The organism is Micromonospora sp. RP3T, assembly GCF_003027925.1.
Lineage (GTDB): Bacteria > Actinomycetota > Actinomycetes > Mycobacteriales > Micromonosporaceae > Micromonospora.
Genome location: NZ_PYPS01000005.1, coordinates 172078 through 184795 on the forward strand (window position 1 = coordinate 172078; position 12718 = coordinate 184795).

Here is a 12718-nt window from a genome sequence, read left to right on the forward strand (position 1 = left end):
CGCGGACGGGCCCGGCCGGTCAGGTCGGCGCGACGGCGTCCACCACGGCCAGCAGCTCGGCCAGGTCGTAGCCGCCGTCGTGGCGGATGTCGTTGACGAAGAGCGTCGGCGTGCCGTTGACGCCGCTGCGGATGCCGCCCACGAAGTCCTGCCGGACCCGGTCGGCGTATGCCTGCCGCCCCACCTCCGCGTCGATCTCGTCGGGTGAGAGCCCGATCTGTTCGACACCGAGCGACAGGTGCACCGGGTCGAGCTGGTCCTGGTGCTCGTAGAGCCAGTCGTGCATCTCCCAGAACCGGCCCCGCGCGCCGGCCGCCTCGGCGGTCTCCGCCGCGTTCTCCGCGTGCGGGTGGACGTTGGTGATGGGGAAGTGGCGGTACACCAACCGCACCACGTCGGCCCGTTGGCGCCGCACCTCGGCCAGGTTCGGGTAGGCGGCGCCGCAGAACCGGCACTGGAAGTCGCCGTACTCGACCACGGTGACCGGGGCGTCGGCCGGACCGCGGACGTGATCCCGGTCGGTGACCGGCACCCGCAGCCGGGCGGTGGTGACCTGCAACGGGGTGGTCATCGCGCGCTCACCCGCCGATCGGTGCCGAGCTGCTCCAGGGCGTCGAGGATGCCGTCCACGCCCGGGTTCACCTCGGGCGGGGAGAGGTGGCTCCAGGCCACCCGGCCGTCCGGATCGATCACCACGAGCGCCCGGTCCGACTGCCCGCGCGGGGCGTACGCGCCGTAGCGGCGGGACACCTCGCCCTTCGGTTCGAAGTCGGCGAGCAGCGGGAACCGGATGCCGCGGCTCTGCGCGAACGCCCGGTGCGAGTCGACGCTGTCCACCGAGATGCCCAGCAGCACCGCGTCGTACCGTTCCAGCTCGGGCAGCGCCGCCTGGTAGAGCGCCATCTGGTCGCTGCACACCGGTGTCCAGTCGGCCGGGTAGAAGGCCAGCACGACCGGCCGGCCACGGAACTGCCCGGGGCCCACCTCCCGCGCGTCGGGCGACGCCGGCAGCGTGAACCCGGGCGCGGTCTGCCCGGGCGTGATCAGCCCGTTCGGATCACTCATGCCGTCCACTCTGCCGGCCGTTCGGGTGAGCCGGGCTCACCCGGGCCGGGTGGTTCGGTTCACTGCCGCACCGTGATCCCGTTGCTCAGTCCGCGTAGGCCGGTGAGCCGGGCGACCGACCGCTCGGCGGCCCGCCGCTGGTACTCCCATCCGACCTCGCCGTGCAGCGTGACCCAGCCGTCGGCGACGGTCACCCGCAGCGCCCCGACCGGCAGGAACGCGTCCCACTCCAACGCCCGGACGACCCCGAGCGCGAGCCCCGCGTCGTTCCGGCCGGCGTCGGCGGGGACGGTCGGGACGGCGAGGTCGTCGGCGACCGCGCGGACCCGGGCCACCCGGTGCGAGGCCCGTTCGGCGGCCCACCGCGCGGCGGGATCGGCCACCGGGCCGGTCAGCGTCACCACGCCGCCGTCGACGGTCACCCCGATGCCGTCGAGGCCCGCCCGGGCCAGTTCGTCGCGGACCGCGGACCGGATCTCCCGGTCGGTACGCGTCATCGTCCCGGTGGTCATCCGGTTCTCCTTCCGGTGGGTGGTCGACGTGCGGGGCGGTCCCGCACCCTGCGATCCTGCGCGCGACCGGGTGATCCGCCCCCACCCGGAACGGGTGGCATGGGAGCGCTTCCATGGCGCGGTTGATCGGCGTACGCTGAGGGTCCCTCGGCTGCGGGAGCCAGTACGCCGACGGGGAGCCCGGGCAGCTCCCCTCCTCGAAGCGCCACCCCCTGCTCCCGTTCCCCGCCCCCAAGGGCAACCGAGAGGATCCGCCCCATGCGCAGAAAACTCGCCGGCCTGGCGGCCGTCGCGCTGGCCGCCACCGTGGCGACCGTCGTCGTGCCGCTCGTCGCCACCGGCGTACCCCCCGCCGCCGCCGCGGCCGCCGAGCCGTACACCTGGAAGAACGTCCGGATCGACGGCGGTGGCTTCGTCCCCGGCATCGTCTTCAACCCGACCGAGAAGAACCTGATCTACGCGCGGACCGACATCGGCGGCGCGTACCGCTGGGAGCAGGCCACCCGGTCGTGGACGCCGCTGCTGGACTGGGTCGGCGCGGACCGGTGGGGCTGGAACGGGGTGGTCAGCCTCGCCACCGACCCGGTGCAGACCAACCGGGTGTACGCGGCGGTCGGCATGTACACGAACGACTGGGACCCGAACCACGGGGCGATCCTGCGCTCGACCGACAAGGGCGCCACCTGGCAGGCCACCGAGCTGCCGTTCAAGAACGGCGGCAACATGCCCGGCCGGGGCATGGGGGAGCGGCTGGCGGTCGACCCGAACCGCAACAGCGTGCTCTACTACGGCGCCGAGGGCGGCAACGGCCTGTGGCGCAGCACCGACTACGGCGCGACCTGGGCGAAGGTCGCCAACTTCCCGAACGTGGGCAACTACCGGGCCGACCCGAACGACAGCAGCGGCTACCAGAGCCAGAACCAGGGCCTGACCTGGGTCAGCTTCGACAAGGGCACCGGCACGGCCGGCACCGCCACGAAGACCATCTACGTCGGGGTGGCGGACAAGCAGAACCCGGTCTACCGCAGCACCGACGCCGGCGCGACCTGGGAACGGATCCCCGGCCAGCCCACCGGCTACCTCGCGCACAAGGGCGTGGTCGACCCGGTCGGTGGCTTCCTCTACCTCGCCACCAGCGACACCGGCGGCCCGTACGACGGCGGCAAGGGCGACGTGTGGAAGTTCAACCGGGCCACCGGCGCGTGGACGCAGATCAGCCCGGTGCCGTCGTCGAGCGGCGACGCGTACTTCGGCTACTCCGGGCTGACCATCGACCGTCAGCACCCGAACACGCTGATGGTCGCCACCCAGGTCTCCTGGTGGCCGGACGCGATCTTCTGGCGCAGCACCGACGGCGGCGCGACCTGGACCCGGATCTGGGACTGGGCCAGTTACCCGAACCGCACCAAGAAGTACACGATGGACGTCAGTTCGGTGCCGTGGCTGACGTTCGGCACCAATCCGGCGCCGCCGGAGGAGACCCCGAAACTGGGCTGGATGAACGAGTCGCTGGAGATCGACCCGTTCGACAGCGACCGGATGATGTACGGCACCGGCGCGACGATCTACGGCACCACCGGCCTGACGAAGTGGGACACCGGCGGCACGTTCACCATCACGCCGATGGTGAAGGGGCTGGAGGAGACCGCCGTGCTCGACCTGGTCAGCCCGCCGTCGGGCGCGCCGCTGATCAGCGGCCTCGGCGACATCGGCGGTTTCCGCCACACCGACCTCGCGGCGGTACCGCCGATGATGTTCACCCAGCCGGGCTTCACCAGCACCACCAGCCTCGACTACGCGGAGACCAAGCCGGCGGTCATGGTCCGGGCCGGTAACTTCACCGACTCCGACCGCCCCAACGACAGCCACGTGGCGTTCTCCACCGACGGCGGCGCGAACTGGTTCCAGGGCACCGAGCCCGGCGGGATCAACAACGGCGGCACGGTGGCCGCGTCCGCCGACGGCGGCCAGTTCGTCTGGTCGCCCGGCGACGCCGGCCAGCAGGTGGTCCGTTCGGTCGGCTTCGGCAACTCGTGGACCGCCGCCACCGGCATCCCGGCCAATGCCACCGTCGAGTCCGACCGGGTCAACCCGAACAAGTTCTACGGTGTCAGCGCCGGGAAGTTCTACGTCAGCACCAACGGCGGGGCGGCGTTCACCGCCACCGCGGCGACCGGCCTGCCCACCACCGGCGTCAAGTTCAAGGCGCTGCCCGGCGTCGAGGGCGACATCTGGCTGGCCGGCGAGGGTGGCCTCTGGCACTCCACCAACTCCGGCGCGAGCTTCACCAAGGTCACCGGCGTGTCCACGGCGGTGAACGTCGGCTTCGGCAAGGCGGCGCCCGGGAAGACGTACCCGGCGTTGTTCACCGTCGGCACGGTGGACGGCACGCACGGGGTCTTCCGTTCCGACGACGCGGGCGCGACCTGGGTCCGGATCAACGACGACCAGCACCAGTACGGCAACGCGGGCGAGGCGCTCACCGGCGACCCGCGTGTCTGGGGCCGGGTCTACCTGGGCACCAACGGTCGGGGCATCCTGGTCGCGGACCGCCTCGGCGGCACGCCCACGCCCACCCCGACGTCGGCGAGTCCCACCCCGACCGGCCCGTCGCCCACCCCGACGAGCCCGTCGCCGTCGCCAACGTCACCGACCCCGACCCCGACGGCACCGACCCCGACGCCGACCGGGCGCGGCTGCGCCGCCACCTACGCGGTGACGAACTCCTGGCCCGGCGGCTTCCAGGGCGAGGTGACGGTACGCAACTCCGGCACCACGCCGATCGCCGGCTGGACGCTGACCTGGACCTATCCGGACGGTCAGCGGATCGCCCAACTCTGGAGCGGGACGTACACCCAGACCGGCTCGGCGGTCACGGTGACCGACGCCGGCTGGAACGGCAACCTCGGCGTCGGCGCGTCGACCACCGTCGGCTTCACCGGCACCGCCCCCAACGGCAACCGGGCACCGACCGTCTCCTGCGCCGCGCGCTGACCGGTTCCGCGGGCGGCCCCACGTGACGATCATGAGGTTGACCGGACTCTCGCCGCCATCCTCATGATCACCGAAGCCCGCTGACGCGACGGTGGCCGTCCCCTGGTCGGGGACGGCCACCGTTCGTCGTGTGCGGGGTGCGGTCAGCCGTCCAGGCCGGCGGGGGAGTTGGGGCGGTCGACGTCGACGAACTCGATGTCGTCGGTGGCGCGCTCCCGGCTGCCGGCGGCGCGGGCGGCGGTGCCGGCGGCCCAGCCGATCGCCGCGCCGGCCAGGGCCGCCGCGATCAGCAGCGTCCACGGCAGCGCGGGCCGCCGGCCGGCGAGCGCCTCGAAGGCGAGGCCGGCCCGGCGGCGTGCCTCGTCGGCGGCGGAGCCGACCAGGTCGGTGGCGTCGTCGGCCAGCCCGGAGGAGTTGCGGCGCGCGACGCGGGTGGCGTCCCGCACGCTGTCACCGGCGGTGCCGACCGCGTCGAGCAGGTGCTGCCATGCCTGGTCCGCGACCCGCTCGGGCTTGCTGCGGCGGTCCAACAGGCTGGATCCGAACATCGTTCTACCTCCTCGGGTGCCGAAGCCCGGCGGCCACGTCGGACTCCGGTGGTCATCCGGCGCGTCACGGTTCACTTCCCGGGGCAGTGCCCCGCCCGCTCCCGCGCCAAACCCGCCCGTTCCGTCAGTCGAGCGGCGGGGAAACGGACGGGGTGGGCGGAATCACCCGTACGCGCCGGGGACCGGGTGTCCCTGCGGGATGCGCGGGCCCGCTACCCTGGGTCGGCGGATCGGCCGACCCGGTCCGGTCGTTCGGCCGGTCGCTGGTCCGCGTCGAAGCGGAAAACGGAACCCGGAGGTGCGGTTTGGGCTCGCCCAGGTGTGCCCAGTCCGCGAATTGCTCATCCCGGGGGGTGGCGACCGGGGCCGTTGGAGGAATACTCTCGGTCGCGGCCCGCGTACTGATGAGGCGCCCGTTGGGGCGAGTGGAGGTGCTCGCGTGAGCCTGTCGATCGTGAAATCGGTGCGTCCGGGTGGTGTCGTCCAGATCGCGCCCCGTGGGGAGATCGACGTCGACACCGCGTACGAGGTGCGGGAAGCGATCGCCGAGGTCCTGGCCAAGGCGCGTCCCGTCCGGATCGAGCTGAACATGCGGCTCGTCACGTTCATCGACTCGGTCGGCATCAGCGCCATGGTCGCCGGCTTCCAGACCTGCGAGGTCAGCGGCGTCAAGCTGGTGGTCACCGAGCCGAGCCGGTTCGTGCACCGGCAGCTCTGGGTGACCGGCCTGCTCGGTCTCTTCGGGGCACCGGAGCCCTGGTTCGCCGACGAGGCACCCGAGGTGCTCCCCGGCGCCTGAGCGCCACGCGCCCGCACCGATCCTGCTTCCGCGCCCTCGCTGGCCGGGGGACCTTCGACCCGTTGCCAGGTCGGCCCCGGTACGGGACGATCGTCCGGACCCACGACGGCGAGGGGGGACCGGTTGCAGAGCAGCGACAGCTTCAGCTACACCGTGCAGGCCCGGTGCAGCCGGGCGGACGCGGTGGCACTGCTCGGCGACCTGAGCCGGCAGGGCGAGCTGCATCCGTTGATCGTGCGGGTCCGACAGTTGCCGCCCCGGCCGGGCGCGCTGGCCAGCTTCGCGATCACCGACCGGCTGGAGCTCGGTCCGCTGCACTTTCCGGTCACCTACCAGGCGGACGTGCTGGTCGCCACCGAGGACGAGGTGGTCACCGTCGCCCGGCAGCAGCCGGCGACGTCGGTGCGTAACCACACCCGGCTGCGCGACGAGCCCGACGGCGTGGTGCGGATCGACGTGGAGATCACGCTCACCGCGCCGGCGCCGCTGTTCGGTTACGCGTTCCGCCAGGCGAGGGCCGCCCACCTGGGCCTCGCCGCCCGCCTCGGCGCGACACTGGAGGCCCGGCCCGCCTGATCCGCCCCCACGGCTTCCAGACGGACAGCACGGTGGCGATCAGCAGCAGCGTGGTGGAGACGGCCGGCGGCGCCACCAGGTCGACCCGCAGGTGCGCGTCGGCTGCCCCGGCGAGCGCGCCGAGGTGCCGGATCCGGGGGGTCAGCAGGAGCAGCACCAGGCCGAGCATGACGGTGGTGAGCGCGAACTTCACCAGCACCCACCGCCAGCGCAGCAGGCCCCACGGAGTGAGCAGCGCGCTGGCGGTCCCGATCAGCCAGACCGCCACGCTCAGCGGTGCGAACAGCCAGGTGACCAGCAGCGCCGCCGCCGGGTAGACCACGTCGGGATCGGCGCCCCGCAGCCCGGCGACGCCGAGCGCGAGCAGCGTCAGGTCGGTGCCGAGCCAGCCCAGCGAGGTGGCCAGATGCGCGGTGAGCAGCGCCTTGCGGCCGGCGGGGGAGAGTCGTCTCATGCCCCGATCGTCGCCCCGTCGCGCGGCCCACGTCGTGGGCCGCGCGACGACACCCGGGGTACGTCGTGGGACGTAGTGCTCAGTAGACCGACAGGTGCACGTGGTTGGTGTGGTCGCTGGACGGGTCGCCGTTGCCCCCGCTGTACGACTTCCAGCCGCTGCTGGGCAGCCAGATCTGCTTGAACCAGATCACGTAGAGCACGGCGAGCGGGTCGGCGTTGCGCACGAAGTACGCGGCCAGGTTGTTGCCGTACGTCCGGTCGCCGCCGCTGGCCACGCCGCCGAAGCCGCTCTTCTGGGCCGCGAAGTCGCAGGCCCGGCCCTTCGGGTGCTCGCCGGAGCCGCTGGGCCGGTGGCAGGAGACGTACCGGGTGAAGCCGGCGGCCTGGGCCTGTTGCAGCGCGTGCAGCGTCCGCGGGGTGATGCAGCCGCTGGCCGGCGTCGGGTCGTTGACGCTGCACGACTCGGCCGGCCAGGAGCCGTCGGAGTTGCGCTTGGCCGGCTTCGCGTTCGCCGTGGAGGTGCCCCGGATCCCGCTGCCGCTGCTGCTGCCGCCGCTGCTGGCGGAGGGCCGGTTGTTGGCCTCCTCCAGCGCCTGCTCGGCCTGCTCCTTGCGCTTGGCCATCACCGTGACCTGCTTGCGTTGTTCGCGGACCTCGCCGTCGAGTGCGGTACGGGTGCGGATCGCCTCGTCGCGGGTGGTGATCAGCTCGCGCAGCGTCCGGTCCTCGTGCGCGGCGACCGTCTCCAGGGCGGCGGCCCGGTCCATGAAGCCTTCCGGGCTGGTGCTGCCGAGCAGCGCCGCGGCGGTGCCCATCCGGCCGGTGCGGTACGCCACCTCGGCGATCTCACCGACCTTGGCGTTGCGCTCGGTCAACTCCGTGTCGATCGTCACGAGTCGTTCGTTGAGCTGTTTCTGCCGGGTCACCGACCGGTTCAGCGCGGCCTTGGCCTCCAGCCAGCCCTTGCTGGCGGCGTCGAGCTTGGCGCGCAGCGCCGGCGTGCCGCCCTCGTCGTCGTCGCCGGGCGCGGCGGCGAGCCGGCCGGTCGGGGGTGCCGCCGAGGCGGGGGAGACCGGCGCCGTCACGAGGCCGAGGGTCAGCATCGCGACGAGCAGGGCCGCCATCCGGGCGGCCGTCCGTCGTGCAGGTGCCACTGGGGGCATTCACGTGTCCTTCCGTCAACCGCCGACCGGGTTAGCTGACGGGTTCGGGACGGAAGATCCCTACCGCTGACGCGGATGCACCCCACGTACGTGGTTCCCCGGCTCGCCCCGCGGGCGATTAGGCGACGGCCGCTCCGTCGGCGCCGGATGACGCCTGCGGGTCGGCCGCGACCGAGCCTACCGGCGTTGCCCGGAGCCGGCTCCGCCACCCGGAACCAGATACCGGGCAAAACCGGCATAAGATAACAATAACCACCCGAATTTAAGTCTGTCCTAACTACCAGCCGGTTGGGCCGCAGGCGCCGGTGGACGCTCCGGGTTCGATCTGCAACGTCGCGTGATCGATCGAGAAGTCCTCGTGCAGCGCGGCCCGGGCGGCGGCCAGCACGGTGGCGACCTCCACGCCCGGGTCGGTGGTCAGGTGCGCGGAGGCCACGTCCATGCCGGAGGTGAGCGTCCAGACGTGCAGGTCGTGCACCTCGGCCACACCGGGCACGGCGGTCAGCCGGTCGTGCACGGCGGTCACCTGGAGGTGTTCCGGCGCGGCCTGCACCAGGATGCGTACCGCGGCCCGGCCGAGCCGCCAGGTGCGCGGCAGGATGAACAGGCCGATCGCCACCGCGACCAGCGGGTCGGCCCACCACCAGTCGGTGACCGCGATGACCAGCGCGGCGCCGATCACGCCGAGCGAGCCGAGCAGGTCGCCCAGCACCTCCAGGTACGCGCCGCGCAGGTTGATGCTCTCCTGGGCGCCGGCGCGCAGCAGCGCGAACGCGGCGATGTTGGCGAGCAGGCCGAGCACGGCCACCACGAGCATCGGTCCGGCGAGCACCTCCGGCGGCTCACCGAACCGGCGTACCGCCTCGATCAGGACGTAGACCGCGACGGCGCCGAGCAGCACCGCGTTGGCCAGCGCGGCGAGCACCTCCAGCCGGTAGAGCCCGAACGTGCGTTGCGGGTCGGTCCGGGCGCGCCGGGTGGCGGTGATCGCCGCGAGCGCCATGCCGATGCCGAGCACGTCGGTGAACATGTGGCCGGCGTCGGAGAGCAGCGCGAGCGAACCGGTCGTGACGGCGGCCACCGCCTCGACCACCATCAGCACGGCGAGCAGCGCGAACGCCGCCCAGAGCCGACCGCGGTGCCGGTGTGCCGCGTTGGCCACCGCACCGCTGTGGTCATGACCTGCGCCCACGCACCCACCCTCCCGCCCCGGGTCCCGGACGGGCCCAATCTATGCTCACATCGCTATGTGTGCAAGTGACTGTGGCGTCAGCCCACCGGATCGAGCGTGGTCAGACGCTGGGTGGCTCGGGACAGCGCGACGTAGAGCGTGCGGACACCCGAACCCGGGTCGGCCCGGATCTCGCTCGGCGCGACCAGCACCACCCCGTCGTACTCCATGCCCTTGGCCTGGAGGCTGGTGACCACCTGGAGCCGGCCCACGGCGAGGTCGCCCAGCCAACCGGCCACCTCGTCCCGGCGCGGCACCGGCGTGATCACGCCGACCGTGCCCTCCACCTCGGCCAACAGCGCCCGGACCGCCTCGACCGTGGCCGCCGGCAGCTCGGCCGCGGCCACCGTCCGCTCCACCGGCGGCACGCCGGTGGAACGCACCGCGACGGGCAGCGCCAGATCCGGATACCGCCGGCGGATCTCCGCCGCCGCCACCGCGAAGATCTCCGCCGAGTTCCGGTAGTTGGTGGTCAGCTCGAAGCGACGCCGGGGCCGCCGCCCCAGCGCCTGGTCACGTGCCCGGTCCAGCTCCTGCGGATCGCCGGTCCAGGCGGTCTGCGCCGGATCGCCGACCACGGTCCAGGACGCCAGCCGGCCGCGCCGCCCGACCATCCGCCACTGCATCGGCGAGACGTCCTGCGACTCGTCCACCACCACGTGGGCGAAGTCGCGGTAGTCCACCGGGCGCTCCCGGGCGGCGGCCCGGGCCGCGCGCTGCCGATCGGCGTACGTGCTCAGCTCGCGCACGCCGCCGGCCAACTGGTACGGGTCCCGCTTCGGCTTCGCCCGCCGCACCGGCGTGCCGAGCAGCGCGTCCAGCTCGTCCAGCAGCGCGATGTCGGCGACTGTCAACCCGTCGGTGTCCAGCGTCCGGTACGCGTCGGTGAGCAGCCGGATCTCGGCCGCGGAGAGGACCCCGCCGGCGTACCGGCGCAGCCGCTCGGGCCGGGCCAGCCAGCCCAGCACGTGACGCGGGTGCAGCCGGGGCCACCAGGCCTTGAGGAACTCCCGGAACTCCGGGCGCTCGATGATCTCGTCCTCGAACGCGGGCTGCTCCGGCAGCCGGCCCACCCGCAGCGTCCGGGCCTGCGCGTAGAGCGCGGCGAGCACGGCGTCGAACGCGGCCCGACGCACCTCGTTGCGACGCGCGCCCCGGGTCAGCGTGCGGTCCCGCACCGCGTCCAGCGCCGGCCGGTCCAGCCGCAGCAGCTCACCGCGGTAGAGCAGGCGCAGCTCGGCCGGGGCGTCCGGCACCGCGTCCCGCGCGGCGCGTTCCAGCACCCGGCGCATCCGCAGCGAACCCTTCACGGCCGCCACCTCCGGCGGGTCGGTCCGGGTCGCCGACAGGCCCGGGAACAGCGAGCCGAGCGAGTGCAGCGTGGCGGTCTCCTCGCCGAGCGAGGGCAGCACCGAGGCGATGTACTCGACGAACACGCCGGACGGGCCGACCACCAGGATGCCGCCGCCGGCGTACCGGGCCCGGTCGGAATAGAGCAGGTACGCGGCCCGGTGCAGCGCCACCGCCGTCTTGCCGGTGCCCGGGCCGCCGGAGACGATCGTGACGCCGCTGCCGGGGGACCGGATCGCCTCGTCCTGCTCCCGCTGGATGGTGGCGACGATGTCCCGCATCCCGCGACCGGTGGCCCGGGACAACGTGGCCAGCAGCGCGCCGTCCCCGACCACCGCCATGTCCGCCGGCGCGGCCTCCGGGTCCAGCAGGTCGTCCTCGATCCGGGTGACCCGTTCGGCGGCGGACTGGATCGTGCGGCGGCGCACCACGCCGCGCGGCTCGGCGGGCGTGGCCTGGTAGAACGCGGCGGCGGCGGGCGCCCGCCAGTCCACCACCAGCGTCTCCGCGTCGTCGGCGCGTACCCCGAGCCGGCCCACGTGCAGCACCTGCCCGGTGCGCAGGTCCAGCCGCCCGAAGACCAGCCCCTCGTGCTCGGCGTCCAACACGTGCCGGCGCTGCGCGGCGTGGAAGACCATCGCGTCCCGCTCGACCAGCGCGCCGAACGTGCCGACCCGGGCCAGCCGGTAGCCCTCCCGCTCGGCGTCGGCCGCCGACCGGCGCAGTTCGGCCAGCCGGGCGTACACCCGGTCGAGATGCCGCTGCTCGGCGGCGATCTCCCGGTCCAGCGTGGTCTGGTCGGTCAACGCGGTGCTCCTGTGGTCGGACGGCACGACGGGCTGAATGAGGGTACGGGCCGCCCGCAAGCCGCACGTCGGGGCCTGCCTCCGCGCCGGCCCGGACCGGTGCCGGGACCGTCCGTCAGGCCGGGTCCGGCAGCGGTCGTCAGGCCGCGGCCGGGCCCGGGACCGCGATGCCGGCCAGCACCCGGCGCAGCACCCCGGCCACGGCGGCGTTCACCACGTCGGGCCGTTCCATCATCAGCATGTGACCCGCGCCGGGGCAGACGGTCAGCTCCGCGGTGGGCAGCGCCGCCGCGATCGACTCGGCGCAGGGCGGCGGCGTGAGCCGGTCCCGGTCACCGACCAGCGCGGCGGCCGGCAACCCGCCCAACGCGGCCAACGTCTCCAGCCGGTGCTGGGCGCCGATCGAGGCGCGGAACCCACCGATCGAGCGCAGCGTGGCGCGCGCCACCGCGGAGGTGACCAGCCGGATGTCCGCCGGATCGCAGCGGTCGCCGAACAACATCCAGCGGATGCTCGGCCGCAGCGCGCGCAGCAACGCGTACGGCGGCCGCCAGCCGCCGCAGCGGGCCAGCACCCCGGCGCCGGTGGTCTCGGCCAGCCGGATCAGCCGGGCGATCCGGGGCGAGAGCCCGTAGACGGTGTGCGTGTGCCCCTCGGCGGTGGTCGAGACGAAGACCAGGCCGGCGGTGCGCTCGGCGAAGCGGTCGGGGTGGCGGTGTGCGTACTCCATCACCGTCATGCCGCCCATCGAGTGCCCGACCAGCACCACCGGGCCGGACGCGGCGAACTCGTCGACCACCGCGGCCAGGTCGTCCCCGAGCTGGGCGAGCGTCGCGTCGCGCAGCGTCAGGCAGCTCGACCGGCCGTGACCGCGCGCGTCGTAGGCGACCACCCGGACCCGGTCGCCGAAGCGGTCCCGCAGGTCGGCGAGCTGCCGGTGCCAGCTCCGTCCGTCCAGCGTCCAGCCGTGCAGCATGACCACGGTGACGTCGGCGTCGACCGGCCCCGTCACCGTGACGTGCAGGCGTACGTCGTCGGAAAGCCGCAGCTCCTGGTGCTCCGACATGGTCCACCTCCCCCGGGCCGCCCGGTGTCCGGCCACCGGGGCGTTACCCGGTGGTGACACCGGCGTTACCCGTCATGACACCACGGCAACCGGGCCGGTGAGAAGATTCGCCGTCCGCTCCCGTGCGGTCCGATCGGTGACCAGGCTGGAGG

At 73.6% G+C, this 12718-nt stretch carries 11 protein-coding genes, 1 pseudogene and 1 riboswitch; of the genes and pseudogenes, 3 read left to right on the forward strand and 9 right to left on the reverse strand.

The genetic code is table 11. The features are described 5' to 3' along the window. Positions 1–19: 19 nt before the first annotated feature. From C8054_RS06535 to C8054_RS06545, 3 genes and pseudogenes are all read right to left on the reverse strand, one after another. On the reverse strand, positions 20–571 hold the full coding sequence (locus C8054_RS06535; RefSeq protein ID WP_107155814.1) for a DsbA family protein: 552 nt from the start codon (positions 569–571) through the stop codon (positions 20–22). Further along, positions 568–1065 (reverse strand): redoxin domain-containing protein, encoded by a 498-nt coding sequence (locus C8054_RS06540; RefSeq protein ID WP_107155815.1) that lies wholly within the window; start codon positions 1063–1065, stop codon positions 568–570. The genes C8054_RS06535 and C8054_RS06540 overlap by 4 nt, the downstream gene beginning before the upstream one ends. Positions 1066–1130: 65 nt before the next feature. After that, positions 1131–1577 (reverse strand): annotated as a pseudogene (locus tag C8054_RS06545) (BON domain-containing protein); the annotation flags it as partial. 258 nt (positions 1578–1835) lie between these two features. On the opposite strand from C8054_RS06545, the gene C8054_RS06550 reads away from it, so the two are divergent. Next, entirely contained in the window at positions 1836–4571 is a 2736-nt protein-coding gene (locus tag C8054_RS06550) for a cellulose-binding domain-containing protein (protein WP_107155817.1), read from the forward strand. Between the two features lie 143 nt (positions 4572–4714). On the opposite strand, the gene C8054_RS06555 is transcribed toward C8054_RS06550, so the two are convergent. Next, positions 4715–5119, reverse strand: a complete 405-nt coding sequence (locus C8054_RS06555; protein WP_107155818.1) for a hypothetical protein — start codon at positions 5117–5119, stop codon at positions 4715–4717. A gap of 439 nt (positions 5120–5558) precedes the next feature. Here C8054_RS06555 and C8054_RS06560 point away from each other — a divergent pair, with 439 nt between their 5' ends. Together C8054_RS06560 and C8054_RS06565 are read left to right on the forward strand one after the other, a co-directional pair. Further along, entirely contained in the window at positions 5559–5918 is a 360-nt protein-coding gene (locus C8054_RS06560; protein WP_107155819.1) for an STAS domain-containing protein, read from the forward strand. 123 nt (positions 5919–6041) lie between these two features. Continuing rightward, complete coding sequence (locus tag C8054_RS06565; protein ID WP_107155820.1) at positions 6042–6494, forward strand: SRPBCC family protein; 453 nt, start codon at positions 6042–6044, stop codon at positions 6492–6494. Here the strand turns inward: C8054_RS06565 and C8054_RS31685 are convergent. The 5 genes from C8054_RS31685 to C8054_RS06590 form a co-directional block, all read right to left on the reverse strand. Further along, on the reverse strand, positions 6388–6948 hold the full coding sequence (locus tag C8054_RS31685) for a hypothetical protein (protein WP_146179879.1): 561 nt from the start codon (positions 6946–6948) through the stop codon (positions 6388–6390). The two genes, C8054_RS06565 and C8054_RS31685, sit on opposite strands and share 107 nt — an antisense overlap. A gap of 79 nt (positions 6949–7027) precedes the next feature. Further along, the gene (locus tag C8054_RS06575; protein ID WP_107155822.1) at positions 7028–8113 is read right to left on the reverse strand and encodes a hypothetical protein; all 1086 of its coding nucleotides are present in this window, start codon (positions 8111–8113) and stop codon (positions 7028–7030) included. A 4-nt stretch (positions 8114–8117) separates the two neighbouring features. Continuing rightward, positions 8118–8248: riboswitch (cyclic di-AMP (ydaO/yuaA leader) on the reverse strand. Between the two features lie 142 nt (positions 8249–8390). Beyond that, positions 8391–9305 (reverse strand): cation diffusion facilitator family transporter, encoded by a 915-nt coding sequence (locus C8054_RS06580; RefSeq protein WP_107155823.1) that lies wholly within the window; start codon positions 9303–9305, stop codon positions 8391–8393. Between the two features lie 77 nt (positions 9306–9382). Continuing rightward, positions 9383–11500, reverse strand: a complete 2118-nt coding sequence (locus tag C8054_RS06585) for an AAA family ATPase (RefSeq protein WP_107155824.1) — start codon at positions 11498–11500, stop codon at positions 9383–9385. A 139-nt stretch (positions 11501–11639) separates the two neighbouring features. Beyond that, positions 11640–12566, reverse strand: a complete 927-nt coding sequence (locus C8054_RS06590) for an alpha/beta fold hydrolase (protein ID WP_107155825.1) — start codon at positions 12564–12566, stop codon at positions 11640–11642. Between the last annotated feature and the right edge of the window lie 152 nt (positions 12567–12718).

Excerpts from the sequence above, each read along its gene's own strand:
- C8054_RS06535 (WP_107155814.1), bottom strand. The coding sequence starts at position 571 with ATGACCACCCCGTTGCAGGTCACCACCGCCCGGCTGCGGGTGCCGGTC.
- C8054_RS06540 (WP_107155815.1), bottom strand. The coding sequence starts at position 1,065 with ATGAGTGATCCGAACGGGCTGATCACGCCCGGGCAGACCGCGCCCGGG.
- C8054_RS06550 (WP_107155817.1), top strand. The coding sequence starts at position 1,836 with ATGCGCAGAAAACTCGCCGGCCTGGCGGCCGTCGCGCTGGCCGCCACC.
- C8054_RS06555 (WP_107155818.1), bottom strand. The coding sequence starts at position 5,119 with ATGTTCGGATCCAGCCTGTTGGACCGCCGCAGCAAGCCCGAGCGGGTC.
- C8054_RS31685 (WP_146179879.1), bottom strand. The coding sequence starts at position 6,948 with ATGAGACGACTCTCCCCCGCCGGCCGCAAGGCGCTGCTCACCGCGCAT.
- C8054_RS06575 (WP_107155822.1), bottom strand. The coding sequence starts at position 8,113 with ATGCCCCCAGTGGCACCTGCACGACGGACGGCCGCCCGGATGGCGGCC.
- C8054_RS06590 (WP_107155825.1), bottom strand. The coding sequence starts at position 12,566 with ATGTCGGAGCACCAGGAGCTGCGGCTTTCCGACGACGTACGCCTGCAC.